Origin of the sequence: Pantoea sp. sgz302252 (assembly GCF_047713085.1) — a bacterium.
Taxonomy (GTDB): Bacteria; Pseudomonadota; Gammaproteobacteria; order Enterobacterales; family Enterobacteriaceae; genus Scandinavium.
The window spans coordinates 22,171-48,044 of sequence record NZ_JBLFJW010000014.1 but is presented as its reverse complement, the minus strand read 5'-3'; the positions used below and the strand labels follow the sequence as shown (position 1 = coordinate 48,044).

General features: G+C 55.1%; 19 protein-coding genes and 1 pseudogene. 15 read left to right on the top strand and 5 right to left on the bottom strand.

Annotation, left to right across the window (positions count from 1 at the left end; genetic code table 11):
* Positions 1-2 precede the first annotated feature (2 nt).
* The 10 genes from ACLW56_RS12495 to ACLW56_RS12450 are packed head-to-tail and all read left to right on the top strand — an operon-like array spanning position 3 to position 13,464.
* Positions 3-1,937: a type VI secretion system Vgr family protein gene (locus tag ACLW56_RS12495; protein WP_330984093.1), complete on the top strand. Its 1,935-nt coding sequence runs from the start codon at positions 3-5 to the stop codon at positions 1,935-1,937.
* Between the two features lie 9 nt (positions 1,938-1,946).
* Positions 1,947-2,393, top strand: a complete 447-nt coding sequence (locus ACLW56_RS12490) for a DUF6931 family protein (protein ID WP_330984092.1) — start codon at positions 1,947-1,949, stop codon at positions 2,391-2,393.
* Positions 2,393-2,692, top strand: coding sequence for a PAAR domain-containing protein (locus tag ACLW56_RS12485; RefSeq protein ID WP_330984091.1), 300 nt, complete (start codon positions 2,393-2,395; stop codon positions 2,690-2,692). The genes ACLW56_RS12490 and ACLW56_RS12485 overlap by 1 nt, the downstream gene beginning before the upstream one ends.
* Before the next feature lie 12 nt (positions 2,693-2,704).
* Entirely contained in the window at positions 2,705-3,763 is a 1,059-nt protein-coding gene (gene tssA / locus ACLW56_RS12480) for a type VI secretion system protein TssA (RefSeq protein WP_330984090.1), read from the top strand.
* Positions 3,763-4,395 (top strand): type VI secretion system lipoprotein TssJ, encoded by a 633-nt coding sequence (gene tssJ, locus ACLW56_RS12475; protein ID WP_330984089.1) that lies wholly within the window; start codon positions 3,763-3,765, stop codon positions 4,393-4,395. Before tssA ends, tssJ begins: the two co-directional genes overlap by 1 nt.
* A gap of 1 nt (position 4,396) precedes the next feature.
* Positions 4,397-5,758: a type VI secretion system baseplate subunit TssK gene (gene tssK, locus ACLW56_RS12470; protein ID WP_330984088.1), complete on the top strand. Its 1,362-nt coding sequence runs from the start codon at positions 4,397-4,399 to the stop codon at positions 5,756-5,758.
* Complete coding sequence (locus ACLW56_RS12465) at positions 5,755-6,375, top strand: DotU family type IV/VI secretion system protein (protein ID WP_330984087.1); 621 nt, start codon at positions 5,755-5,757, stop codon at positions 6,373-6,375. Before tssK ends, ACLW56_RS12465 begins: the two co-directional genes overlap by 4 nt.
* Positions 6,376-6,380: 5 nt before the next feature.
* On the top strand, positions 6,381-9,794 hold the full coding sequence (locus ACLW56_RS12460; protein WP_330984086.1) for a type VI secretion protein IcmF/TssM N-terminal domain-containing protein: 3,414 nt from the start codon (positions 6,381-6,383) through the stop codon (positions 9,792-9,794).
* Between the two features lie 20 nt (positions 9,795-9,814).
* Complete coding sequence (gene tssH, locus ACLW56_RS12455; protein WP_330984085.1) at positions 9,815-12,340, top strand: type VI secretion system ATPase TssH; 2,526 nt, start codon at positions 9,815-9,817, stop codon at positions 12,338-12,340.
* Positions 12,337-13,464 (top strand): VasL domain-containing protein, encoded by a 1,128-nt coding sequence (locus ACLW56_RS12450; RefSeq protein ID WP_330984084.1) that lies wholly within the window; start codon positions 12,337-12,339, stop codon positions 13,462-13,464. The genes tssH and ACLW56_RS12450 overlap by 4 nt, the downstream gene beginning before the upstream one ends.
* Before the next feature lie 23 nt (positions 13,465-13,487).
* Here ACLW56_RS12450 and ACLW56_RS12445 read toward each other — a convergent pair.
* Positions 13,488-13,637 (bottom strand): annotated as a pseudogene (locus tag ACLW56_RS12445) (IS1-like element transposase); the annotation flags it as partial.
* Positions 13,638-13,919: 282 nt separating this feature from the next.
* On the opposite strand from ACLW56_RS12445, the gene ACLW56_RS12440 reads away from it, so the two are divergent.
* Positions 13,920-14,171: a hypothetical protein gene (locus ACLW56_RS12440; RefSeq protein WP_330984083.1), complete on the top strand. Its 252-nt coding sequence runs from the start codon at positions 13,920-13,922 to the stop codon at positions 14,169-14,171.
* Between the two features lie 5 nt (positions 14,172-14,176).
* Here the strand turns inward: ACLW56_RS12440 and ACLW56_RS12435 are convergent, their stop codons facing one another.
* A complete protein-coding gene (locus tag ACLW56_RS12435) occupies positions 14,177-15,268 on the bottom strand; it encodes a serine hydrolase domain-containing protein (RefSeq protein ID WP_330984166.1) in 1,092 nt (363 codons plus the stop codon).
* Between the two features lie 378 nt (positions 15,269-15,646).
* Here ACLW56_RS12435 and ACLW56_RS12430 point away from each other — a divergent pair, with 378 nt between their 5' ends.
* Complete coding sequence (locus tag ACLW56_RS12430; RefSeq protein ID WP_330984082.1) at positions 15,647-17,302, top strand: alpha,alpha-trehalase; 1,656 nt, start codon at positions 15,647-15,649, stop codon at positions 17,300-17,302.
* Between the two features lies 1 nt (position 17,303).
* Here ACLW56_RS12430 and ACLW56_RS12425 read toward each other — a convergent pair whose 3' ends face one another.
* The gene (locus ACLW56_RS12425) at positions 17,304-18,893 is read right to left on the bottom strand and encodes an STY4199 family HEPN domain-containing protein (protein ID WP_330984081.1); all 1,590 of its coding nucleotides are present in this window, start codon (positions 18,891-18,893) and stop codon (positions 17,304-17,306) included.
* A 372-nt stretch (positions 18,894-19,265) separates the two neighbouring features.
* On the bottom strand, positions 19,266-20,024 hold the full coding sequence (locus ACLW56_RS12420) for an SDR family NAD(P)-dependent oxidoreductase (protein ID WP_330984080.1): 759 nt from the start codon (positions 20,022-20,024) through the stop codon (positions 19,266-19,268).
* 118 nt (positions 20,025-20,142) lie between these two features.
* Here ACLW56_RS12420 and ACLW56_RS12415 point away from each other — a divergent pair, with 118 nt between their 5' ends.
* The 3 genes from ACLW56_RS12415 (at position 20,143) to ACLW56_RS12405 (ending at position 23,735) form a co-directional block, all read left to right on the top strand.
* Positions 20,143-21,042, top strand: coding sequence for a LysR family transcriptional regulator (locus tag ACLW56_RS12415; RefSeq protein WP_330984079.1), 900 nt, complete (start codon positions 20,143-20,145; stop codon positions 21,040-21,042).
* A gap of 80 nt (positions 21,043-21,122) precedes the next feature.
* Positions 21,123-22,151 (top strand): inner membrane protein YhjD, encoded by a 1,029-nt coding sequence (yhjD, locus tag ACLW56_RS12410; protein WP_330984078.1) that lies wholly within the window; start codon positions 21,123-21,125, stop codon positions 22,149-22,151.
* A 261-nt stretch (positions 22,152-22,412) separates the two neighbouring features.
* A complete protein-coding gene (locus tag ACLW56_RS12405; protein WP_330984077.1) occupies positions 22,413-23,735 on the top strand; it encodes an MFS transporter in 1,323 nt (440 codons plus the stop codon).
* Positions 23,736-23,819: 84 nt separating this feature from the next.
* On the opposite strand, the gene ACLW56_RS12400 is transcribed toward ACLW56_RS12405, so the two are convergent.
* Positions 23,820-25,862, bottom strand: a complete 2,043-nt coding sequence (locus tag ACLW56_RS12400) for an AsmA family protein (RefSeq protein WP_330984076.1) — start codon at positions 25,860-25,862, stop codon at positions 23,820-23,822.
* Positions 25,863-25,874 lie beyond the last annotated feature (12 nt).

Sequence of the window (25,874 nt, the reverse complement as noted above, 5' to 3'; positions counted from 1 at the left end):
GTATGTCACTTATTGACCAACCTGGTTCGAATCAGCAAAACCACTTTTTGCGCTGGAATGGCGACATTGCCGATTCGTTGCTGCTCGTTGCCCTTGAGGGGAATGAATCGCTGTCGTCACCTTTCAGATATGAACTCCGATCGCTGACCAGAATGAGTGAAGCCCAGTTGACCCGCTGGCACAACCAGGCGGCGAGCTGCCAGATTGGCGATGGCAGCCGTGAATTGCCACAGCGTGTTCTACACGGCGTCGTGACGCGTATTCGTTACGCGCAGCGCACGCCGGACGAAGCTGAATGCATCCTGACGCTAGAGCCAACACTTTCGTTGCTGAAAATGGGGCGGGTTATGCGTATCTGGCAAAATATCAGCGTACCGGACCTGGTGCGTACACTGCTCAGCGACCACGGTATTAGCCAACTGGATCTGCAACTGCACGGCAGTTACCCCAAACGAGAATATTGCGTGCAGTACCGCGAATCCGCGTTTGACTTCATTCAGCGCCTGCTGGCAGAAGAAGGGATTTACTACTTCTTCCGCCACAGCGAATCAGGGCACACATTGGTGCTGGCCGATCATCCTGCCAGCCATAGTGCCATCCCTGGCGATAAACTCACCTGGCACCACCATGGCAACATCCTCACCGAAGGCAATATCGACAGTTGGGCTTCAACAGTGATGTTGTTGCCTGCCGGTATCGCATTGCAAGGCGTGAACATGCCGCAGGCGGTCTCCATTGACGACCAGCAGAACACCAGTGGATCGAATGCCCACGTCGATGCTGTCACCTTTACTGATATCACGCCACAGGGCGAACGCTCGCTGATTTCAAGGGAGGCGCAACAGGCTCTGGCCGCACGCGAGGCCAACACTCGCCTCTTTGACGCAACAGTCAATGCCCACTGGCTATGCAGCGGAGAAACGTTCACCCTCACCGGTCATCCGTCGGGTGATAAGTCATACCGTATTCAGTCGCTGACCTTTAATGCCGTCAACAATTTTGACGATAACAGCAGCGACTACCGTTGTCAGATACAGGCGATGAGCAACGACCAGCCGTGGCACCCACCTTATCCACAACCGCCGGAGATCTCCGGCATCCTGACAGCCACCGTGGTCGGCCCATCATCAGAAGAGATCCACACCGACGAATATGGACGTATCAAAATCCAGTTTCCATGGGATAAAGCGTATCCACACGACGACACCAGCTCTTGCTGGGTGCGAGTCGTTCAGCCGTGGACGGGAGGTAAATTTGGCGCCCAGTTCATTCCCCGCGTCGGGAGTGAAGTCTTGGTGAGTTTCGTGCAGGGCCACCAGGATTACCCATTGGTCACAGGCACCGTCTACAACGGTCTGAATAAACCGCCCTTCATTCTGCCCGATGAAAAAAGCGAGAGTGGTTTTGTCACCCGCAGCACCCCTGACGGCAGCGTTGATGACGGTCATCGGCTGAGTTTTAACGATAAAAAAGGCGAAGAGTTGCTGACTATTGTCGCGCAGAAAGACCTGTCGCTGACGGTCAAAAACGACGTAACCAGCACCATCGCTGCCAACCGCAGCACCGAACTGACCAAAGGCAACGATCAGTTATTGCTCAAGCAGGGTGACATGAGCGTCACGCTCGAAAAAGGCAACTGGCAGCACAAAGTCACCGGCAATGCCACCACTGAACTCAATAACGGCAACTATGCCCTGAAAGTGGCTGGCGGTAGCGGTAGCGTCAAAACCGATAAGGCACTCACCCTGGAATCCACCCAGTCCATCGAGTTGAAAGTCGGCAGCAATAAAATCAGCCTGTCGGCCAGCGGCATTTCAATTAATGGCATGACCGTCAAGATTGAAGGCAGTGGAACCGCAGAGCTAAAGAGCGCGATGACGACGGTATCGGGAAGTGGGATGACCCAGGTCTCTGGCGGCATTATCAATATCGGCTAAGGAAGCAATATGACACAACACAATCTGGCTCTACAGCCACCTGAAACCAGCCAGTGGGAAGACGATTTACGGCACTGGGCACGCACTCTTCCTCCTTTGATGCTTGGATTACGGCTCACTGCGCTGCTGCGTGAGGTGATGCCAACCACCACTCACTCGCTGCTGGATACCATTGCCCGGCAGTATCGTCAGCCAGAAGAGGGCCGCCGCTGGCAGCTCTTTGAACAAGCCAAAACGCTGGGTTTTAGCACGCCGATAGGCGCGCTGGCGCTATCACAATTCTGGTCGCACGGCAGCATGAGCCCGGATGGCTTGCCGCCCGTGTATCCCGAGCCAGAGCTCAGTCCACAGATGATGCATTGTGCGCTGGTAATGCTGGCCGCCCAGCTGGCAGAAAACCCGGCCGATGGCGTTAGCCAGTTAATCGCCCGCAGTGCAATGCTGGAGGTCTCATAATGGCTCAACCTGCTGCCCGCGTATCCGATATGCACGTCTGCCCGATGGTCACGCCCGGCCTGCCGCCCATCCCTCATGTCGGCGGCCCAATCATGCCACCCGGTGTCCCGACGGTGTTGATTGGCGGATTGCCCGCCGCCACCGTCGGGTCAATGGTGACCTGCGTCGGCCCGGTTGATTCGATAGTCATGGGCAGCACGAAAGTATTGATTGGCAATAAGCCCGCCGCACGAATGGGTGACAGTTGTGCCCATGGTGGCACGATTGTCGCCGGTTGCCCCACAGTGTTAATTGGATAAAGGAAGACCTTCATGCTGCCCGATATGTCCACGCTGCTAGCACCGATAAGCCCGAAAAACCCGGCTGGCGACAACCTGGAATATGACCCCCTTTTCGATGAAATCCGGGACGCACGCGAAAGCGACCCCGACTATTTACCGCAAGATGCATGGTCGGTCAGCGAACCACGCAAAGCCGACTGGAACCGGGTGCGCATCCTCAGCGAAAAAGCGCTGAGCGAGCGAAGTAAAGACCTGCAGTTGGCCTGCTGGTTTGTTGAAGCATTGTGCCATCAACACGGACTGACCGGGCTGGTGGCGGCGATGGAGTTCCTCAGCGAATTTATCACCCGTTTCTGGTTTCAGTGTTGGCCTTCCCTTGAGGAAGAAGGCATCGCCATACGCCGGAGCAAACTGCTGCGGCTCGACAGAGAACTTAGCCAGCAGCTTTTTCGCAAACCTCTTCTGCGCCAGGCAGATACGACCCTGGTTCGCTGGCGGCAAATCCTTGCCTTCGAGCACAAGCTCAACACTCAACCCGACAAGCGCGATGAGTTAATTCACCAGGAAGGGGACCTGACTCAGGCGACGTTTGATCGGCAGGCGGCGAATTTTTCTTCCATTGAGATTGCTCAACAGGCCAGCGTCGTGGAGCAGCTTGGCGTCGCGTTTGACCAATTAGAGGAACGCTACGCGTCTCTCAGCCAGGACCTTGAGGGCGAGCTATTTTCGCAGACCCGGCAAATGCTGGCAGACCTCACCGACTACCTGCAACGGCTGACGCAGCGTGCGATCCCGCCTGCCGATGATTTCATCGCCCTGGCCCCGATGCCGGAGGAAGGCGCTCCCGCGTTTGGTGATGCGCCCTCATGTTCCACGCCATCCGGTATGAATCGCGAGCTCGCGATCAACCAAATGTTGTCTATTGCCGGATATTTCCGTCAGGCCGAACCTTCCAGCCCGGTGCCGTTTCTGATGGAACGTGCCGCCCGCTGGGCCAATATGACCCTGAGCGAATGGCTGGAAGAGATGTTGAACGACAGCAATAGCATGAATGAAATCAATAACGTATTAACAGGACGTTCCCGGTAATGCGCACAACAACGCCACTTATACTCTTACTCGCAGGCACATTGCTTAACGGCTGTGCCGCAGATCCTGGCGCGATAACCAGTGAAAAACAGGCCATCGCCCAGGTCGCCGCCCCCTTTTCCCAGGGCGCTATTGCCCTGGAGATCCAAACCGATCCCGACCTGAACGCCCTTCAGGGGATCGCCAACAGCTGCACCCTGTTGGTGGTTCAGGCGCAAAAAGCCAGCACCCTGAATAAGCTATTGTCCAGCCCCTTCAAACTGAAAAACCTGTTCAGCGCAGCCGGCGCGCAGGACGATATTCTGAAAGTTGATCGCTACCCTGCAATGCCGGGACAGAGTACCACCTTGCATATCGACCGCAGTGAAAACAGCCGCTATATCGCTATTGTGGCCGGTTATTACCCCTTCCCACAAAAGCAACACATGGCGCTGGTGGCGATTCCTGTGACGACCGAAAGTACCGGCTGGTGGCATACCACCTGGCGCGCACAGTTAACCCCTTTGTCGCTCAAGATGCGTCTTGGCAGCAATAGCATTAGCCAATTCACTGGTGTGACGCCGGAACCGCTGGCGCTCACGAGCGCCGATGCGGCCCCGTCGGCCATCACGGCACCCGGCAAAGGAGGCTGATATGTATCCCGAACTGCAACAAATTTACTGGTACTCGGGCGTCTATCTCCAGCCGCAGCATCTGCAGTCTGTCGACCTGTACCATAACTACATGCTTTCCCGGCAACGTCAGCTGGCACAACCGTGGAATGTCGGCATGATCCTCTGCGATTTCAACCCGGAAACACTGGTTGATTTCACCCTCAAAATTGAGCGCTTGCAGGCAATTTTGCCATCGGGTGACTACCTGGAATACCCCGGTAACTGTGCAGTACAACCGCGCCAGTTTCGTGATTCCTGGAAGCAGCTCGAAAAACCTTTCATGCTGTGGCTGGCGCTGCGTCGTTTCGACCCAGGGCATGCCAATGTCGGCGATTCCCCCAACAGCCGCTGGCTAAAGCCCCATGAGGAAGGGGTGATGAAAGATGTTTATTTCAGCGGCCCGGAATGTAGCGTTTCGCGCATTCTCTACAACATACAAATTCTCAGTGATGAGGAAAAACAGGCGGTAGTGGACTGCGAGTTTCTACCCCTGCTGCGGCTGCGCTACGAAAACGATCGGGTCGTGAGCGATGCGAGTTTTTGCCCCCCCCTGGTGACGCTGAACGGTTCTCCCATGCTGAAAACATTGCTTGACGGGTTGTACGCGGAGTTGGCCAATCGGGCGCATCAACTGGCGGAATACAAACGCCCCGACCCACTCAAAGACGCCAGCCGCAGCGATATGACCCAATTGTTGGCGATGCGTTCGTTGAACCGCGCACTACCGCTGATTTATCACTATTGCCGCACACCGACGATGCACCCCTGGCCACTCTATGGCCTGTTGGCGCAGCTCATCGGCGAGCTTTCAAGTTTCAGCGAACAGTGTTCGTTTAACGGTGAATGGACAGGAGAGGAGTCGCTGTTGCCCTACGATCATTTCAACCTTTTCGCCTGCTTTGCCAGCGCCAGAAAGATGATTGTCGCCTTATTGAATAATCTGACACTCGAGGATAACACCTGGGTGACGCTTATTGCTGATGACCACCGGGTATTCCGCGGCGATTTGCAGTCGCTCCCCTGGAAAAAGACCGGCTCGGTCTTTCTGATGCTGCGTTCGGAAACCCTGGCGGCTCTCGAACATATCGACAGCACAGGTTTCAAAATCGCTCCCGAATCGTCCATTATCACCCTTATCCAGCATGCGTTGCCAGGGATCGCTGCAACCTGGATCACCCCAACACCGCGTGGCGTTCCGCACCGCAAAGATGCCTTTTACTTCCTGCTTAACCAGCAAAACAGTTTGTGGAAAAGCGTCGAGCAACAGCAAAACATGGCTTTCTACTGGGATGATGCACCCACCGATTTACAGGTGCAGGTGATTTTCATGGGGGCTGAATGATATCGCTTCTTGATTGTTATTTGCCGGTATTTAAACAGGTGCTGCGAATGATCGGGGAACCGGAAGCGTTCACTGATTATGCCGAGTGCCGTCAGCGTTGTATCGGCCTGCTTGAACAGGCCATTCATGACGCCGACAGGCTGGATAGGTGTGAAGACGAAAAAATGGCGGCGCGCGTGGCGGTCATCGCCTGGCTGGACGAAACCGTGCTGCGCTCGACGTTACCGTGGAGCCAGCGCTGGCAAAGCGAACTGCTACAGCGCAAATACCTGGATCTTACCGTTGCCGGGGAGCGATTTTTCACTCTGTTGGCTCAATTGGATCTGGCCCATGAACAGGCAAGGGAAGTGTTCCTGTTCTGCCTGCAACAGGGTTTTCACGGTCAGTACAGCACCGCTGACATCCGGCCAGCACTTCAGTCCCTCATTGCCGAGCAACGCAGCTTGTGCCTACCAGAGGCGTGGCAGACATGGCCGAACGACGCCGAGCTGGTGCCGGGCCCGGTCGTTCCTACGGGCACGATATCGCAACGTTTACGTCCGCTGTTGACGATGGCTGCCAGTGTCGCGTCGCTGTACGTAATCCTGTTTTTCCTTCTTTATTACTATGTGTCCTGAGCATGATGTTTAAAAAATTAGCCTATTTTACCGGCTGGCTGCTGGTGCTATCGTTGTCGCTGATGTTTTGCTTCACGCTGGGTCTGTGGCAAAACTGGAGCACGCCTGGCATTCTGCTGTTCTGGCTGCTGATGCTCGTGATGGCGGTGCTCCTGTGGGGCGCGCTTTATGCTATCACCCGGGCTATCAAAGGAAAGCAAGGCCGCCACTGGTTTGAAAAATACCGCCTGTCGCGCCGGGAATATGTCTTGCTGAGTCACTGGAAGGCCGGCGCGAGTATTATCAAACGTATTCGTCGCCAGCGGGCGCAACTTCCCTGGTATTTGCTGGTGGGCGAACGCTGCGGTAAAAGCACTTTACTGGCCAGCGCCGGGCAACCCCGCTTTTATGGTGATAACGATGATGCAGTAGCCGGGCCGACGCGGACACTACGCTGGTGGTTTTTCCGCCAGCTCTGTGTGCTCGATCTCTCCAGCAATTTCCTGAACGGCTCGGCTTCTTTTCGCCAGGCATGGGGAAAGTTAGCCCAGTGGTGTGCACGTATGCCTGCTCCTGCTGGGGTTATCGTCACCCTGCCAATGCGGGCGCTGATGAGCGGCGATCTCAACGCATTGCACGCTCTTGCCCGACAGCAGCGGGCGCTGATTGAACCCCTGATGCGCCGCTTTGGTGAACGTTTACCGCTGTATGTGATGGTCACACAATGCGATGACTTTCCCGGTTTTAGCCTGTGGTCCCGGCAACTGTCTGCCGCCCAGCGCCAGCAGCCATTAGGCTACAGCTGGCACATGGCACCGCATATTGACGGCCAGGATGAACTCGCATTGCGGCCGCTGTTCACCGCCCTGAAAGAGGGAATGTCGCGCGTGCGTATGAGCATGACATTCCCAGAAACGCTCAACATTAAAGAGAAAGCCACGCTACTGGATTTCCCTGAGGCTTTTGCGAGCCTGGAGCCAGGGTTGCGCTATGCCCTGGCTTCACTGTGTGAACCTAATGCCTATTTCAGCCACACTTGTCTCAACAGCATATGGTTCAGTGCCGCTGAGCTACAGGAGGAGAATCGCGGGCGGCGGGTCAGCGTTTTCGTTCACGATCTGCTGACTGAACGCTTGCGCGATCTGAGTTTACGCTGGAGCACTCAGCGTTGGTATCAACGGCCTCGAGGGAAAACGACCTGTACCGTCGCCCTGGTCGTGTGTGCGCTGTGGATACTGATAAGCGCAAGCCTGAGTTTCAACCGCCTGCAGCCGGAAATTGCGCGGCTATCGCCTGATGCCCTGGCCGCCTTTCTTGCTAAAGATGAACAATTTCCGAAAGTGTCATTACGCTATCTCCCCTTTCAGCCGTTGCTTGGGCAGCAGCACCAGTACGCTGAATCACAGCTGGCTCGCGTTCCCTCCACGCCACGCCTGGCACAGATTGCGCTGATAGATTTTCAGCAAAAGGTTCTGGCGGCCGCGCCGGCACAGCAACGTGAACTCATTTTGCAATTGACCCAGGCCGTGCTGACCTGGCAACAGATGCGTGATGGTGCGTCTCTGGAAACACTCAGCCAGCAGGCGCCCGTTGCCAGCGCGCTTCAACAACGAACCTATTCCGGCCCACTGTCACCTCTCGCGGTAATGGCACAGGAACGCTATTACATGCAGCGTGCCGACGGGGAACGCTGGCTGCAGACTGCCCGGCGATTACTGACGACGCTGGTGAATCACGATCCGGCCCTCAACTGGCTGGTCGCACCTGCGGCTGCGTTACCTGCGCTTCAGGCGACCACGTTCTGGCCATCACTACCGGAAAGCGTTGAGTTGCCGGGCATTTGGACTTCCACAGGAGAAACAGCCCTCAACGACTGGATGGCGCAAATTGAACGCGCGACCCAGCATCCTCAGCCATTATTTCAACAGATGCGCGCCCATGAGCCAGCCCTGCGCCAGAATGCCTGGCAGCAGTATCTCATAGACGTAACCGCCAGCCTCTCCTCCGTCGCTCCGGCCATGATGCCACCAGGGCAGCTTATCGCCCTCGGGCAGAACCAAAGCCCGGCGATGCAGTTTGCCGCTCTCACCTTGCGCGAACTCCATGATATTCCAGCCGGCGACGCCCAGCCGTGGCTCGCCACGCTGCGGCAGTTACAGCACCTGGCGGCGAATAGTCATGCCTCCGCGCTGCTAAACCGTGCCAACCGCATAGATGATCGCGTACGCCAGTCACTCTCTGGCTGGCTGCGGGGCGCATCGTCTGAATCGCGCACCGATACTGCACCGCGCGCAGACCAGATATGGCGTCTATGGCAAAACGCGCGCAGTAGTGGGGTCAGCGAAGCGGTTGCTCAAGGCAAGCCCAGCGCCCAATTAACGAGTGGGCTATTCAGCCCCCTCCAGAACAACGGCAAGCATAATCCGCTGATGGAACTCCTTCCTGCTCTCGCGACGTTACAAGAAAGCCTTTCGGCGCAAAATAATGACGCGAGTATCAGCGCTGTCTGGCGGTTGTACCAGGACGATGCCCGCCGCCTGTTAGGTAACGCGGTCGCTCAAAGCGCCTGCTGGCTCAACAATCAATGGAAAAGCACCGTCATTTGGCCGCTCGATAAAGACAGCGACCACCGCACCTATGACGAACAGCAGGCGCTGGCCCAACAGCTGGTCAGCACATTTTTGCAAGGGCCAGCGAAAGCATTGTTAACGACCAATAGCAGTGGCCCTGATGTGGCGGAGTATGCCGGAATAAAAGTACCGCTGACGGCAGAATTTATTCGCCTCACCCGGCAAGCGTTTTCACCCGACATGATGCAGGACGTGCCGCAACGCGCATCCACTCGACAAAACGACCAGCGGGCCGCTTTGAAAGCGAAAGTGGATGCCCTGGTGAGCCAGCAAAACGAGCTGGCAAAGCAAAACTGGAAAATCAGCATCGCGAGCCAGCCTGCAACCGTGCCCGGTGGCGCACAGGTGATCCCCACGGGTACGCAGTTGACCTTGAATTGCCAGAAGGGCGATCAGCAACTGAGCAGTATGAATTTCGCCGAAAAGCATGATTTCAACTGGCAGCCAGGGCAGTGCTCCGGCTTAACGCTGAGTGTTATTTTCCCGGATTTTACTGCCCAATATCAGCTTAATGGTGACGACGCCTGGCCGCGGTTTATCAACCGCTTCACCGACGGCGAAGCCTTATTCGACAGCAGCGATTTTGATGACAGCAGCGGTCTGCTGCAACAGTTGGGAATCAAGCAGATTCTGGTGCGATTCACCGTATCCGACACCCAGGAAACAGAAGCTGCGTGGCAGACCTGGAGCACTCTCAACGACAATATTAAGGATCTAAATGATCGCATTGCCAGTCTTGACGATCGCGATGAATCCTCGCCTCTCACCCCGATTTCAGCGTTGCCTGACGATATCGCGCAATGCCAGTGACTTAGTAAGGAAACACTACGATGAATCGCCATTTAAAATCCGTCATCAGCAAACTCAACGCTGAAGGTCGCGCCGTTCTGGATACTGCCGTCAGCCATGCGGCCTCACTGCACCATACTGACGTCACGGCAGAACACCTGTTGCTGGCGATTGTACGTCAGGAAAGTTCGATGCTGGAGTCGCTGGGATTGCAGGCGGGATTGCCGGTCAGCGAACTGTTTAATGCCCTGAAAAAAACGCTGGATCAGGCCAATGTTGGAAATGCATCAACACCGGTGTTTGCCACTGAATTGGTGCAATGGCTGGTGAACAGTTGGCTGCTGGCAAGCGTTCAGCCCGGGCAACAGCAACTGAGTCCGGCTGCGTTGATGATCGGCCTGTTTGACGACAACGCAGATCCCCTCTTTGCCCCACGCGTGCAACAAGCGCTGCGCTGCAATCGCCTGCTGGCACGACAGATGCTACACAGCGGCGAGCCAACGTCTTCCACGGCGACTCACGAACCGCAAACCCTCGGTACAACGCTTGCAAAATATACCCGCAATTTGAGCGAACTGGCGCGTTGCGGCGAGCTGGACCCGGTGCTAGGGCGTGAGGCGGAGATCCGCCAGATGGTCGATATCCTGCTACGTCGTCGGCAGAATAACCCCATCCTGACGGGCGAACCCGGAGTGGGCAAGACGGCGCTCGCCGAAGGACTGGCACTGCGCATTGCGGCAGGGACGGTGCCACGCATGTTGAAATCCATGGAGGTGCTGACGCTGGATTTGGGGCTGCTACAAGCCGGGGCCAGCGTCAAAGGTGAATTCGAGAATCGCTTACAATCCTTGCTCAAGGAGGTGGCCAGTGCGCCGCAACCCATCATCCTGTTTATTGATGAAGCGCATACGATGATTGGCGCAGGCGGGCAAGCAGGGCAAAACGATGCCGCCAACCTACTGAAACCCGCGCTGGCGCGAGGCGAACTGCGCGTTATCGCTGCAACCACCTGGGCTGAGTATAAGAAATACTTCGAGAAAGATGCCGCACTGACCCGACGTTTTCAGGTCATCAAAGTGGCGGAACCGGATATCGAAAGGGCGACGACCATGCTGCGCGCGATGGCGCCAGCAATGTCGCGCCACCACGGTATTCCTGTGCTGGAAAGCGCTATCCATGCCGCCGTGAACCTGTCCAGTCGCTACATCGCTGGTCGTCAGTTGCCGGATAAATCCGTGAGCTTGTTGGATACTGCCTGTGCGCGTGTCGCCGTATCTCAGACCCACGAGCCAAAAGAAGTTGAAGCCATAGCCGTGCAATTACGGGCTATTTACAGCGAAAGTGAAGCGCTCAAACTCGAGGGTTCTGCCCCGGAATTGCAACAAAATCTGGCCCAGCAGGCCACCTCACTGCAAGCCACCCTTGATACGCTAATGGAGGAGTGGCAACGGCAGCATTCGCTGGTTCAACAGCTTCTGCAAAGTAAGGATGCCAACGAGATTGCCCGCGGTCGTGAAGCGCTGGCGGCTTGCCATCAGCAACACGCGATGGTGTTTGAATGCGTGGATGCAACCTGCGTAGCGGATGTCGTATCAGACTGGACGGGTATCCCACTAGGCCGAATGCTGGAGAAAGAACATCAGCAGCTCGATACGCTATTTGAGCGGCTGGCCGGAAGAATTATCGGACAGCCTCACGCGCTGGAACAAATTACACAGCAAATTCGTATAAGCCGGGCTGGCATGGGCGATCCGCTCAAACCGACCGGCGTGTATCTGCTGGCCGGGCCATCGGGCACCGGAAAAACAGAAACCTCACTGGCGCTGGCGGAACTGTTGTTCGGCGGCGAACAGAGCCTCCTGACCATCAATATGTCGGAATACCAGGAAGCACATTCGGTTTCAGGGCTGAAAGGTTCCCCTCCGGGATATGTGGGATATGGCCAGGGCGGCATTCTGACCGAAGCCGTGCGGCGTAATCCGTACAGCGTCGTGCTGCTGGATGAAGTGGAGAAAGCCCATCCGGATGTCATGGAATTGTTTTATCAGATTTTCGATAAGGGCACGATTGAGGATGCGGAAGGCCAGTCCATAAACTTCCGCAACAGTTTGATTATTATGACATCTAACCTGGCCAGCGCGTCGCTGATCACTGCCGTTGAAGCAGGGGAAAGCAACCCGGAAGCGCTATGTAACCTGATCCGTCCAGAGTTCGAACGGGTATTTAGCCCTGCACTGATGGGCCGCATGACGCTCATTCCTTATCTGCCGCTACAGCCAGAGACGCTGGCGCAGATCATTGAGTTAAAGCTCCATCGGCTTTGTCTGCGTTATCAGCAAGCAAGCGAGAGCAAGATCCTGCCAACATTCAGTAAGCGAATGGTGAACTGGGTGGGAGAGCATTGCCAGGTCAAACAGAGTGGCGCACGGGATATCGATCAGGTTCTGAACCAGCATCTGTTGCCACAACTCGCGGCGCGGGTATTACAGAGCGAAGTGGCCGGGGCATTAAAAATCGATGTCAGCAAAAATGCACTGATTTTGCGTACCGAAAAGGGGAAAGTATGAGTTCCACACTGACGACCTCTCATTCACAAACGCTGAAGATCAACTGCCACGACCCGCGCGGACATCAGGCTTTTTTGCAGTTCAGCAACGATATGCATCACTGGCAGACCTATGCCAATAACTCGGGCTGGTGGCTGGAAAGAGAAAAGCAGTGCCTTGGGCTGTTTCAGCAATATGGCTACGATCTGCAAAGTGGCGTGTGGTACTGTCTGATTGCCTGCCAGCGCAATGGCTGGAAAGGCATTGCCAATGCATCACTGCTATTGGCAAATGGCTTTGCTAAACAGCAGCCTCCTTGCTGGCCACCGATTGCGGCGATGGATCTGCGCCGCCAGATCCTGGAGGGTTATTGTATTCACCTCCAGCCACTGATCTTTGCCTTGCCCATGCCGGTGGATAACACGCTTATCCTGCAACAACTATTCAACGCCATGACGCTGCTTCAGGGACATGCCGCAGCATTACAGTCTACAAAGCTTGCGGCATTCCAGCAGATGTCTGCCTGGCTATCGACCCACATTAAAGCGATTGAGCAACAAGCCCTTTCGCCTGCTCACACATCCAGGCCTTCAACGGATGCCTCTGCGCTGCTTTTCTCTTTACCCCTTCCTCCTGCTCGCACCCGCTGGCGGGTTAAAGGATTGTGGGGAATGGCTGGCGCCTTGATGGCCCTAAGCATTGTAGGAATAATTCAAGGAATTCATGATCCTGTCGCGTTGAATTTTTCAAACCGGATCTGGCCGGGAAACCCGCTTTTTGCACACTGGAAACAAAACCTGCTGGAAGAGAGCAATATGTTCCCGGCAAACAAAACTTACGAACGACTCAATCAACAACTCAATACCCTTGAGCAGCGATTGTTGGACGCAGAACAAAAGCGCAAGCCTTACCTGACTATTTCCGAACTGAAAACCAACGTTTATCAAATGCAGCAAACGTTGGATGGCCAGAAAAAATTTTTTGAGTTTCAGCTTAATGACGTACAGACATTACGGGATCGCCATCAACCATTACCGTCAGAAGTGTTAATGTCTTTATCACTCAAACGAGAGGCATTAAATAGCCGTTTTTTATATCTTACAAATGATGAAATGTTTGATGATAAAAATTTACTGAGGAATTAACCTCAGCAGCTCCCAGAGAGCTAGCTTCGCACTGTGTCACGAATACCGGCATTGTTCATCGCAAGGTCAACAACCTGCTCTTTCATGCCATGCTGGCAAGCCCGGTATTCATACTCAAGCGGGAAAGTTCGGCGACATTCCTGACAGCGGTAACGTTGATGTCCGGTAATGCCGTGATCCTGCCTCTTCAGCAACGGCATAACCCAGCACTGATGGCATTTCCCTGATTTTCTGCATTTTTATGGTGTGGTAGTAAATTGTCACCATGCGTTAATCCCTAAGGCCCCGTTACGACGGGGCTTTTCCTGCCGGATTGATCTTTTCCTGGACCCACAACCTCCGCCTTATTCCTCATTTCCGCACAATTTGTACTATGCTGCCAGAATGACTGGTTGAGAATATTTCCCGGTTCTCATTCCCCCATTTGGGTTTATCTTATTTAAGGTTTTGATTTCATGAAAAAATGGATACTTTCAATAATGACGGCAGCAATGTTGCTGCCGATGGTGACCCTTTCGGCTCACGCGACCAATCGTAGCGACGCTCGCCAGGGCGCCCGCGACATCCGTCAGGACTCCCGCCAGGAGGGCCGTGAAGAGAAGCGTGACTGCGTCAAAGCGGACGATAAGAGTAACGCCTCTTGCCGCCAGGACAAGCGTGAAAACCGCCGCGATGGCCGTCAGGACGCACGCGACGAGAAGTGGTAAGGTGATTATTCGGGCACGTTACGTTTTAAAAGCGCGTGCCCGATATAATTGCTCCAGTTAAAGCTATTCTGCAAAACCACCACCGCGCTTTTATTGGCTTTATCAAAACCGATATAGCTGGAATATCCGCCGATATATCCCACCTGATAAGTAATTTGCTGATCGCCGTAGGTGTCGGTAATCCATGCAATATTGGCGGCTTCTTTCTCACGCGGGAAATAATCAGCACTGACGTCACGGAAGGCTTTATTCAGCACGGTATTTCCCGTGTCGCTGAAATGAGCCCTGGCGTATTCAATCAAATCGCGCGCATCACTGTAGAGACTCGCCGCGCCAATCATGTTATTGCTGAACTGCCAGTCCGGCGTTAAAGAACCGCGAGCGATAAATTTTGGCTGATCGCCAGCATGCCCTAATGCACGTAAGGGATAGCTGCGCAGCGTTTCAGGTGTGAAACTGGAATTTCGCATCTTCAGCGGCTGGAAAATGCGCTGCCCGGCCAGCGTTTCAATCGATTGTCCGGTCTGAACTTTCAGCACGTAGCCCAGAATGGCATAACCGATATTCGAGTAGCGGGGTTCACGGCTGAGCGGCGCGTTAAAGCTGCTCAGATAGCTCAACACACTGTCGCTGTCGAGTTCGTGATAGAAGTTTTCGCCGTCGCTCAAATAGCGCAGCAAATGCTCAAGCGACAATAAACTCATCGGCTGGCGCGGCAAGCCGGAAGTGTGCGTCACCAGTTGCAGAAGCGAGATGTTACGCGCGTCGTCACTGAGCGGCGTGCCCGGTGGCAACAGCGTTTCCAGCGTGTCATCCCAGTGCAAACGCCCTTCATTGACCAGCAGCGTGGTCACTTCCGCCGTCATCCCTTTGCTCAGCGAGCCCAGCGCGAAAAGTGTGTCAGGCGTAATGGGATAGCGATGCTGTTCGTCGGTCACGCCATAGCAATAAAACTGCGCCGGGCCGTCTTCGTGGATCACGGCCACCACCATGCCCGAGACCTGTTTGCTCTGCATGTACTCCGTCACCAGTTCGTTGACAGAAAGCGCGCGACCATTTTGCGCCACCTGCTTCACTTCACTGGAAGGCATATTCATTTGTGATAGCGTGCCTGAGCAGCCACAGACAAGCGCAGACGCCATCAGCACAGAGAGTACAAGCCCTTTCAATACTGACCTTCCTGATAAAAAGAGAGATAAAGTGAGCGGGGGTAAACCGGGCACAAACCATAGCGAGATTCACATTCGGTTGCAAAGTGAAAGCTCCGAAAGTGAAGGCGTGCCGGTTCGCGGCTTTTTCAGCGAATTTTCCGTGAATACATCGCATTAGGCCGCAATATCGCCGAAAGACTTCGCACATTTTTGTGACGAAGTGCACGTTTTATGCCCCACCGATCGAAGCGAATGTCTAAGCTTAGTAGAGCGCCGGAGGAACCCGGCATGTTGTACTGACGCTATCCGGAGGTGATTACCGCTATGCTCAACCAGAAATTACGTAACCCGGACACCGACGAAGTGCAAGCGCTGGCCGCTGAGCTTTGCTACCAGACGGATCCGTGCGAGCTAAAACTGGATGCCATGACTGAGGTTGAGCCGGAACCGGAAATGATCGAGGGGATGCCCGCCTCGGATGCCCTCACCCCTGCTGACCGCTATCTGGAACTTTTTGAACGTGTTCAGGCAGCACGCATTTTTGCCGACAGCAAGACCTTCCCCGACTGCGCGCCAAGAATGGACCCGCTGGATATTCTGATTCGTTTTCGCCAGCAGAAACGCCAGCCCGGTTTTAATCTGCGGGCGTTTGTTGAAGAACATTTCTGGCTGCCGGAAAGTCACGCCAACGAATATGTCTCTGACCCCGAGAACACGCTCAAAGAGCACATCGAAAATCTGTGGCCGATCCTGACGCGTGAACCGCAGGATCATATTCCCTGGTCTTCGCTGCTGGCGCTGCCGCAGGCATATATCGTGCCGGGCGGGCGTTTCACCGAGACTTATTACTGGGATTCCTACTTCACTATGCTCGGTCTGAAAGAAAGCGGGCGAGAAGATTTGCTCAAGTGCATGGCGGATAATTTCGCGTGGATGATTGAGCGCTACGGCCATATTCCCAACGGCAACCGCACCTATTATCTGAGCCGCTCCCAGCCGCCGGTTTTCGCCCTGATGGTTGAGCTGTTTGAGGAAGACGGGGTGCGCGGTGCGAAGCGCTATCTTGACCATCTGAAGCTGGAATATGACTTCTGGATGGACGGCTCAGGTACGCTGCTGCCTAATCAGGCGTATCGCCACGTGGTTCGCCTGCCCGATGGCTCGCTGCTGAACCGCTATTGGGATGACCGTGATACGCCGCGGGATGAGTCGTGGCTGGAAGACGTGGAAACGGCTCGCCATTCAGGACGACCGCCCAATGAAGTTTATCGCGACCTGCGAGCCGGGGCGGAATCCGGCTGGGATTATTCCTCACGCTGGCTGCGGGACACTACCCGCCTGGCCAGTATTCGCACGACACAGTTTGTGCCGATCGATTTGAACGCCTTTTTGTTCAAACTGGAAAATACCATCGCCAATCTTTCTGGTCTGAAGGGTGATAAAGAAACCGAAGCCGACTTTCGTCATAAGGCCAGTGAACGCCGCGCCGCCGTGAACCGTTATTTGTGGGATGACGAACAGGGCTGTTACCGCGATTACGACTGGCGACGCGAAGCGCTGGGGCTCTTTTCTGCTGCCAGCATGGCGCCGCTTTATGTCGGCATGGCGACGCATGAACAGGCCGATAAGCTGGACACCGCGGTCAGAACGCGCTTGCTGACGCCCGGCGGTATTTTGTCGACAGAGTACGACAGTGGTGAGCAATGGGATTTCCCTAACGGCTGGGCGCCGCTACAGTGGATGGCGATCCAGGGTTTCAAGCTGTATGGCAACGACGCGCTGGGCAATGAGATTGCCCGTAGCTGGCTGAAGACCGTCAACCACGTTTACCAGAAACATCACAAGCTGATTGAGAAGTATCACATCGGTTCCAGCACGCCCCGACAAGGGGGCGGCGGTGAATATCCGTTACAGGACGGTTTCGGCTGGACTAACGGCGTGGTACGCCGCCTGATGGGGCTGTACGGCGAGCCAGACTAACTTAGCGAATCGCATCGTAAATGGCTGACTGAATTGTCAGCCATTTTTTATTCTGCACATCCGGCGAAGCGTCCGCGCGTAATTTGGCCTGCGAAACGTTATAGCGCTGGCGCTCCACCACTGCTGGGGTGGTGCAAAACGCTTGCAGGTAAGATTTTCGCACCGAGGTCAGTGACTCCCCGTTCGCCATGGCGTGCCCCAACGTGGTCATAAAGCGACGGCACGGCTTGGGCTCATCCATTTGCAGGCGATAACGCAGCAGCAGTTCGAGCACTTCGTCGTAGCGGAAGGAGTGCGCCTGCTCTGTCCACGCCAGTTGCCAGGTCATCCCGCCCTGTAAAAAGAGCGTTGTGACGCGGGTATCATTACGATCGATAGCCGCGCGCAGACTGTTCACATCCCAGCTAATGCCCATGTTTGCCAGCTTTTCGCGCGGCGAAGGGATTTCGCGCTCCGGCGCATCAATTAGCGCCTGAGTCTCGGGCTGACTGGCCGATTCTGCGGGCGTGGTGTTGCTGAACAGCCACAGCGAAGCAAAGGCCATCACCAGCACCACAACGCCCACGGTTCCCCACAAGATGGTGGAGATGAGCTGTTCGCGATCTTCCGGCGTGCGCTTCTCCTGCTTCTTCGGCGGCTCGATGTTGTCACGCACAGGGAGATGATCGCCGCCCAGCGCCCTGTCTTTCGTCCGTGCATCTTCCCAGAAATGGTGCAGCTCGTTGCTGTCCACCGCCATAAATGCCGCCGGATTCACCCGGGTTCGCCCTTGTTCAAATGCTCGCTGCACCGGGCCTGCTATCTGATGGGTAAAATTATCCAGTAGCGCGATTTCAGTGGTCGTGAGCGGACGCCGCGCCACCATGGCGTTGCGCATCCCCCGGCAATCCTCAAGAAACGCATGCAGCGTGACACGCTGTTCAGCAAGAAAAGTCAGCGCTGACGCTGAGTTGAATAAAGGGGAGTAGTGACGAGCAAACGCTTTTTTATCGACCACCAGCGAAGCCAGATCGCTGAACAGCATGCCGGACAAAATATCACCCGCATCGCTGTTCGCCAGCCAGCGCCTTACGCTATCCGCGCCAAACTGTAATTTAAGGTGGTTATTGAGTTTGGTGGAATCCGGCCACGCTTGCGAAATCAAGGCCTTAAGCGTTAACGTCAGCGCACGCATTTGCCGCTGAGCCTGCTCCTGACGCGCATTACTGTCATCACCCGCAATGGAGGCAAACTTCAGCAGCGGCTGCTTTTCCCGCACGGCTTCCAGCACCGCCACAAAGCGCAAAGCCGCAATGAGCTGATTTTCGCTGACCGCCTGGCCACGCTCATACACCGGCACGACTTGCTGCAAGTGGCGTAACTGCACGGTGAAATCACTCAGTTCAGCATCATTAAGATTGAGCTTGCGAGCCACTGCCGCCCAGCCGCCCAGATTCAAACGTGCCTGCTCCAGTTGCTCCAGAAACCAGCGAGGATCTTTCGCTTCAGAGGTGTGAACGTTCAGCAACGACAGAATTTCTGTGGCCGCCTGGCGAACCACGCCAAGGCAGTGTTCAAACTGGTCACCGGAGTAGTGCGATGCTATGTGCATCCGTTTTCCTTATCGCAAGGCAGAGTATTTCCCCTGATAAAATACAGGGTTTTATTTTTATTTTTAGACAGTTACAAAGTAGCTTAGCGCATCCGCTTCTGAGCTAATCCGTCTATAAACCGACAAAATTACCCGGAGTAATTACGATGATAAATCTCACACCGCCTGCTGGAAAAACGGATTTGTGCTCGAAGGCGAGCTGAGGGGAAAGTATCAGCCTGGCGGGAAATGGCATAACGACTGGTTGTTGGGGTTGTTGCGGAGCGATTTTGTGTTCCCCTCACCCTGGCCCCAAAGGGGCGAGGGGACAATACTGAGCGGGCTGGTTTTCTCCCTCTCCCTTTTAGGGAGAGGGCCGGGGTGAGGGTCAAATTACAGGAACATCCCGCCTGAAACCTCAACACGCTGCGCATTCATCCAGCCGAGCTCATCGCTGAGCAACGCTGCAATCGCACTGCCGATATCGTCCGGCAGGCCAACGCGACCCAGCGCCGTCTGTGCAGCAATATGCTTATTCATCTCAGCGTTATCGCGCACACGTCCACCGCCGAAGTCGGTTTCAATCGCACCCGGCGCAATGATGTTCACCGAAATTTTCCGCTCGCCCAACTCTTTGGCCTGATAACGCGTCAGCACTTCCATTGCGCCTTTCATCGAGGCGTAAGCCGCGAACCCTGGCAGAGCAAAACGCGCCAGACCGGTAGACACATTCAGGATGCGTCCGCCGTCCTGAATCAGCGGCAGCAGACGCTGGGTCAGGAAAAACGGGCCTTTGAAATGGATGTTCATCAGCTCGTCAAAGATCGCCTCAGAGGTGTCAGCAAATGCGCCGTACAGACCAATTCCCGCGTTGTTCACTAAATAATCAAACGTGTCACGCTGCCAGACATGTTTCAACTGTTGCTGCACTTCCGTTGCGAATCGCTCGAAACCTGATATTTCCCCGACATTCAATTGCAATGCCACGGCTTTCACGCCAAGTTGCTCAATGTCGTGCACCACTTTTTGCGCTTCCTGCTGGTTGCTGTTGTAGGTCAGCAGTATATGAATTCCTTTCGCCGCCAGCTTCAGCGCCGCGTTTTTACCCAGGCCACGGCTGCCGCCAGTGATTAAAGCAATACGTTGAGTCATAACCCACCTCGTTTCCGCTTTGTGAACAGTGAGACAGAGCTTATTAGGTGCTATAAAATCAATAAAGAGTGCAAACTACGTTTTATTGTTTCAATGAGAACAACAAAAGGCGTTAGCTATGGATAAAATTCACGCAATGCAATTGTTCCTTCGCGTGGCCGAACTGGAGAGTTTTTCCCGCGCCGCCGACACGCTGGGCCTTCCTAAAGGTAGCGTATCTCGCCAAATCCAGGCGCTGGAAAATCTGCTGGGCGCCCGCCTTTTGCACCGCACTACCCGCCGGGTTCAGCTGACTCAGGACGGCATGGTCTATTACGAACGAGCGAAGGATTTGCTCAGCAATCTGGATGAGCTGGACGGCATGTTTCAGCACGATCCCACCAGCATCAGCGGCCGCCTGAGGGTGGATATGCCGGTTGGCGTTGCTCGAAATTTAGTCATCCCCAAACTGCCTGCGTTTCTTCAGCAGTACCCGGGCATCGAACTGGAACTCAGCAGCAGCGATCGGCTGGTCGATGTGATTCGCGAAGGTTTTGACTGCGTGGTGCGTGTTGGCACGCTGAAAGATTCCGGATTAGTGGCTCGTCCGGTCGGTAAACTTACAGTGGTGAACTGCGCCAGCCCTGATTATCTGGAGCGTTTTGGCTACCCGGAAACGCTCGACGATCTCGCCAGCCATGCGCTAATTCATTACGCGGTAAACCTCGGAGTCCGCCCACAAGGGTTTGAGTTGAGCATGGATAACCAGACCCACTGGCTGAAAACCGGGGGGACGCTGACGGTCAACAGCACTGAAACTTATCATGCCGCTTGCCTTGCCGGACTAGGGATTATTCAGGTACCGCGCGTGGGGGTGAAGGAAGCGCTACGCAGCGGAAAGCTGGTCGAAATCCTGCCGCAATACCGCGCAGAACCGATGCCGGTCTCGCTGATTTATCCGCATCGCCGTAACCTTTCCCGCCGCGTTCACCTGTTTATGGAGTGGTTAACGGAAATTTTAAAAAGCTATGTAGATTGATTGTCCTGAGGTTTTGCCAATTTTGGACGTCTCATCGGCTATAATTTCCGTTATGTTTTATAAAAAGGAATAACACCCTGATGACGCCGGATAACGACGCAAAACGCCCTACTCAGGATCTGGACTACGATCCCGTCAGGAAAATGGAGACCGGGGAGCAAGCCACTTCGGGGATTAAACAGCGTGCGACAGGTGCGCTGACCAAAGCCACGGGAACCGCGCAGAAGGTTCAGCGCCAGCCATTTATTGCCCATTTGATCCGTGCCGCTGAACGCTTCAACGACAGAATGGGGAATCAGTTTGGCGCAGCGATCACCTATTTTTCGTTTCTGTCGATGATCCCCATTCTGATGGTCGCTTTCGCCGCCGGGGGCTTTATTCTTGCCTCGCACCCGACGCTGTTGCAGGACATTTTCGACAAGATCCTGATTAACGTCAGCGACCCCACGCTTGCGGCCACGCTGAAAAGCACCATCAACACCGCCGTGCAGCAGCGTACCACCGTCGGGATTGTTGGGTTGCTGGTCGCGCTATATTCCGGCATCAACTGGATGGGGAATTTACGCGAAGCCATTCGTGCGCAATCTCGCGATGTCTGGGAACGCACGCCGCAGGATCAGGAGAAAATTTGGGTTAAGTATTTCCGCGATTTCGTTTCGCTGATTGGCCTGTTGGTGGCCTTGATTGTCACGCTGTCTATTACGTCGGTTGCCGGTTCCGCGCAGCAGATGATCATCTCGGCGCTGTATCTGGATTCTGTCGAGTGGTTGAAACCCGCGTGGCGAGTGATCGGCCTGGCGATTTCCATCTTCGCCAACTACCTGCTTTTCTTCTGGATTTTCTGGCGTCTTCCTCGCCATCGTCCACGGAAAAAAGCGTTAATCCGCGGCACGTTTATCGCGGCGATGGGCTTTGAAGTCATCAAAATCATTATGACCTGGACACTGCCTGCGCTGGTGAAATCACCTTCAGGCGCGGCTTTCGGTTCGGTACTTGGCCTGATGGCTTTCTTCTACTTCTTCGCGCGCCTGACCCTGTTCTGCGCCGCATGGATAGCCACGGCAGAGTACAAAGACGACCCGAGAATGCCGGGCAAAACGCACCGCTAATCCTCTCGCCGGGGTGAAATCTCAGCCCGGCGCATATCCTCAGCAGATAAATCCAGATGGTAACTTTTATTTAACCAAAAACTGGTTTTATTCGCTAATTATTCATTTATGTGAAGCATTTCATGGTTGCAAATTTCCCGGCCTGAAAATTATTCACTTTTTGTCTTTTTTTCGCCCATTCCCTGCCTTTGTTACACATTGAAATAGGGCTTTTGCTGTGCGTAATATGGCCCTTCGTTCGCCAAAAAATAAGAAAATCATATGCAAACTGCTGCCACAACACTCGATACCAATCAGGACATCACCCCGGTAAACTCACGTAATAAGGTCATCGTCGCCTCGCTGATTGGCACCGCCATCGAGTTTTTCGATTTCTATATTTACGCCACCGCCGCGGTTATCGTCTTCCCGCACATCTTTTTCCCGCAGGGTGATCCTGCTGCTGCAACGCTGCAATCGCTGGCGACTTTCGCCATCGCGTTTGTCGCGCGCCCCATTGGTTCTGCGCTGTTTGGTCACTTCGGCGATCGTGTTGGCCGCAAAGTCACGTTGGTGGCATCCCTGCTGACCATGGGCATTTCCACCGTGGTGATTGGCCTGCTGCCGGGCTACGAAACCATTGGCATTCTGGCTCCGCTGCTGCTGGCGCTGGCGCGCTTTGGTCAGGGTCTCGGTCTGGGCGGTGAATGGGGTGGCGCGGCGTTGCTGGCGACAGAAAATGCGCCGGCAAAAAAGCGTGCACTTTACGGTTCATTCCCGCAGCTCGGCGCACCGATTGGCTTCTTCTTTGCCAACGGCACCTTCCTGCTGCTCTCGCGGCTGTTGACCGACGAGCAGTTCATGAGCTGGGGCTGGCGCGTGCCGTTTATCTTCTCTGCCGTGCTGGTCATTATCGGCCTGTACGTGCGTGTTTCTCTGCATGAAACGCCGGTCTTCGCCAAAGTTGCCGCGGCGAAAAAACAGGTCAAAGTGCCGATGGGCACGCTGCTCAGCAAGCATCTGCGTGTGACTATCCTGGGCACCTTCATCATGCTGGCGACCTATACGCTGTTCTACATCATGACCGTTTACTCGATGACCTACAGCACTGCTGCCGTGCCGCACGGTCTGGGTCTGCCACGCAATGAAGTGCTGTGGATGCTGATGATGGCGGTGATTGGCTTTGGGGTGATGGTACCGATTGCAGGCCTGCTGGCTGACCGTTTTGGGCGCCGTAAGAGCATGATCACCATTACTACGCTTATCATCCTGTTTGGCCTGTTCGTGTTCCAGCCGCTGCTGGGGTCAGGCAACCCGGCCCTGATTATGGCGTATTTGCTGCTGGGCCTGAGCCTGATGGGCCTGACCTTCGGCCCGATGGGCGCCCTGCTGCCAGAACTGTTCCCGACAGAAGTTCGCTACACCGGTGCCTCGTTCTCTTATAACGTGTCGTCGATTCTCGGTGCATCTGTTGCACCGTATATCGCGGCATGGCTGACAGGCGCTTATGGTTTGGCGTATGTCGGTTACTACCTGGCGTCAATGGCGGCACTGACGCTGATTGCGTTGGTGCTGACGCATGAGACGAAACATCAGTCGCTTTAAGCTCTTGCGTGCCGGATGGCGCTGCCGCTTATCCGGCCTACAACCCCTCGTAGGCCCGCGCAAACGCAGTGCCGCCGGGCAGCCCTATTTCCGCATCTGCGACAAAATCACATGGCACTGATTGGCATCACCCTCTGACGGTGAAATCAGTGCCAGCAACGCTGCGGCGGGTGTCACCAGTGTCGCCAGCGCTGCCGCCACCGCGCCACGTACAATCAGTGGGCCAGGTTTCACGCCGTAATCCGGATTTTTGAACGTGCCGCGGACATACAGCGGGGAACGCAGGGTAATAATACGAATGCCTTTGCTCTCCGGATCAATCGTCAAATCCAGCTGCTCCGAGGCAAAGCTCGCCGTCCCCGTCACGTTAATCAGCGCATTCTCGGTATCGAACGCCAGGATTTGTGGCCGTGCCACGCCGTTGCGGATATCAACGTTGGCCGCCGCGCAGTTCACCCGCACTTCGTCATCGCCAAAGATTTGCCCGACGATAAAGTTGCCGACATTCAGGCCGAGGATTTCCATCAGGTTGCGGCTTACCACGCCGTCATTCATCAGCAGCTTGAGATTGCCGTCGCTTGAGCCCAGCAACGCTGCCACGGAGTTACCTGTCCCGCGCAATTGAGCATCGCCATTCATTTCACCCAACGTTTTCTGCATCAGCTCAACATTGGGCATTAACTCTTTCAGCCGCAGCCGTCTGGCCTGAATATTGGCCTCGCCCTGCATTGGTTTTTTGTTACCCGCCAGGTGGATTGTGGCGCTGATGGTGCCGTTCGCCATGCCAAACTTCAGCGGCTGCAGGCGCAGGTCGCCGCGCTCAAGGATCACATGCGTGGAGAGATTACTCAGCGGCAGCGTGCTGCCATGCTCGATATGCTGCCCTTTAAAGCGCACATCGGCGTCCATCACGTCCCATTTATCGGTCTCAAAGCGATCGTAGGGCAGCACTTTGCCGGCAGGCTGGGCATCCTTTTTCACTTCGGCAGATTTGGTGCCTTTACCGGAATCCACGCCAATCAGCGGGCCTAAATCCGCCAGCCGCAGTTGCTTCGACTCCATATCGCCTTCCAGCTTCGGACGGGGTTTGCTCATGCTGTATTTCAGCGTACCGTGGATATCGCTATCGCCAATGCGCCCGTTGAAGTCGCGATAATCAAAAACCGAGCCTTTATCGGTATCGATTTTCGCTACCAAATGGCCGTCCGTTTCAAACGGCGGCGTGTCCGGCAGCACAATGCCCGTGAGATCGTAAAGCTGTCCTAGCGAGTCGCCCGAGAACTTGAGGCGTAAATCGACACCGCCCATTTTCATCGGGTCATTCACCGTGCCGCTAAACGCCACACGGGTATTTGCAGAATGGAAATCAGCCTGTACCGGGAAAGGCGTGCCTTCGCTGCGCAACGCCAGCATGCCGCCAATTTTACCGGTGCCGGTTAACGCCTGGCCGTTGTAGCGCCCGTCAGCTTTCAGGCCAAAGACGTAGTCACCCGGTTTCGGGCCACTGTTTTTGCCTTTATCGCCCGTCACTTCACTGAATGGCAGCGGTTTACCCAGCGGATCGACGAAGATCTCAATGTCAGCCTTCGTCACTTTGTCATCGACTTTGATACGTCCACGATCGAAGAGAATATTGTCCAGGCGAAATGACCATGAAGAGGGCTGCACGTCTTTCTGATTACCCGTGTCAGAGGCTAATTTGAACGTCCAGTTGTTGGTTTTTTCCGACAGGCGAATGATCCGTGCATCCGGCTGGACCAGTTTGATCCACGGCAGGTACACCGTTTTGGTCAGCAAAGACAGCGGCGCGAGCGTCGCTTCTACACGCGGTAAATGCACCATGGTGATTTCGGGAATGTCTGGCGGGTTGCCAAGAATAATGTCGTCGGCATGGACATGCGGCCATGGCACCCAGCTTCGCCAGCCGGTTTCCGTTGGCTGACGCTCCCAGACAATCCCCAAATCGCCACGGATCGCGAACGGACGGTTGAGCTCCGCAGACACTTTCTGGTTGATGGTTGGCTTCAGACGGTTCCAGTCAAAGGTCGCGATAATGATGATAAGCAGGACGATGAGCAGCACGAACGTCGCAAAAATGATGGCTAGCGTTTTGGTGGTTTTTGACATGCCGAGAGCACT

Coding starts and splice junctions, on each gene's coding strand:
- ACLW56_RS12495 (WP_330984093.1), top strand. CDS start 3: ATGTCACTTATTGACCAACCTGGTTCGAATCAGCAAAACCACTTTTTG.
- ACLW56_RS12490 (WP_330984092.1), top strand. CDS start 1,947: ATGACACAACACAATCTGGCTCTACAGCCACCTGAAACCAGCCAGTGG.
- ACLW56_RS12485 (WP_330984091.1), top strand. CDS start 2,393: ATGGCTCAACCTGCTGCCCGCGTATCCGATATGCACGTCTGCCCGATG.
- tssA (WP_330984090.1), top strand. CDS start 2,705: ATGCTGCCCGATATGTCCACGCTGCTAGCACCGATAAGCCCGAAAAAC.
- tssJ (WP_330984089.1), top strand. CDS start 3,763: ATGCGCACAACAACGCCACTTATACTCTTACTCGCAGGCACATTGCTT.
- tssK (WP_330984088.1), top strand. CDS start 4,397: ATGTATCCCGAACTGCAACAAATTTACTGGTACTCGGGCGTCTATCTC.
- ACLW56_RS12465 (WP_330984087.1), top strand. CDS start 5,755: ATGATATCGCTTCTTGATTGTTATTTGCCGGTATTTAAACAGGTGCTG.
- ACLW56_RS12460 (WP_330984086.1), top strand. CDS start 6,381: ATGTTTAAAAAATTAGCCTATTTTACCGGCTGGCTGCTGGTGCTATCG.
- tssH (WP_330984085.1), top strand. CDS start 9,815: ATGAATCGCCATTTAAAATCCGTCATCAGCAAACTCAACGCTGAAGGT.
- ACLW56_RS12450 (WP_330984084.1), top strand. CDS start 12,337: ATGAGTTCCACACTGACGACCTCTCATTCACAAACGCTGAAGATCAAC.
- ACLW56_RS12440 (WP_330984083.1), top strand. CDS start 13,920: ATGAAAAAATGGATACTTTCAATAATGACGGCAGCAATGTTGCTGCCG.
- ACLW56_RS12435 (WP_330984166.1), bottom strand. CDS start 15,268: ATGAATATGCCTTCCAGTGAAGTGAAGCAGGTGGCGCAAAATGGTCGC.
- ACLW56_RS12430 (WP_330984082.1), top strand. CDS start 15,647: ATGCTCAACCAGAAATTACGTAACCCGGACACCGACGAAGTGCAAGCG.
- ACLW56_RS12425 (WP_330984081.1), bottom strand. CDS start 18,893: ATGCACATAGCATCGCACTACTCCGGTGACCAGTTTGAACACTGCCTT.
- ACLW56_RS12420 (WP_330984080.1), bottom strand. CDS start 20,024: ATGACTCAACGTATTGCTTTAATCACTGGCGGCAGCCGTGGCCTGGGT.
- ACLW56_RS12415 (WP_330984079.1), top strand. CDS start 20,143: ATGGATAAAATTCACGCAATGCAATTGTTCCTTCGCGTGGCCGAACTG.
- yhjD (WP_330984078.1), top strand. CDS start 21,123: ATGACGCCGGATAACGACGCAAAACGCCCTACTCAGGATCTGGACTAC.
- ACLW56_RS12405 (WP_330984077.1), top strand. CDS start 22,413: ATGCAAACTGCTGCCACAACACTCGATACCAATCAGGACATCACCCCG.
- ACLW56_RS12400 (WP_330984076.1), bottom strand. CDS start 25,862: ATGTCAAAAACCACCAAAACGCTAGCCATCATTTTTGCGACGTTCGTG.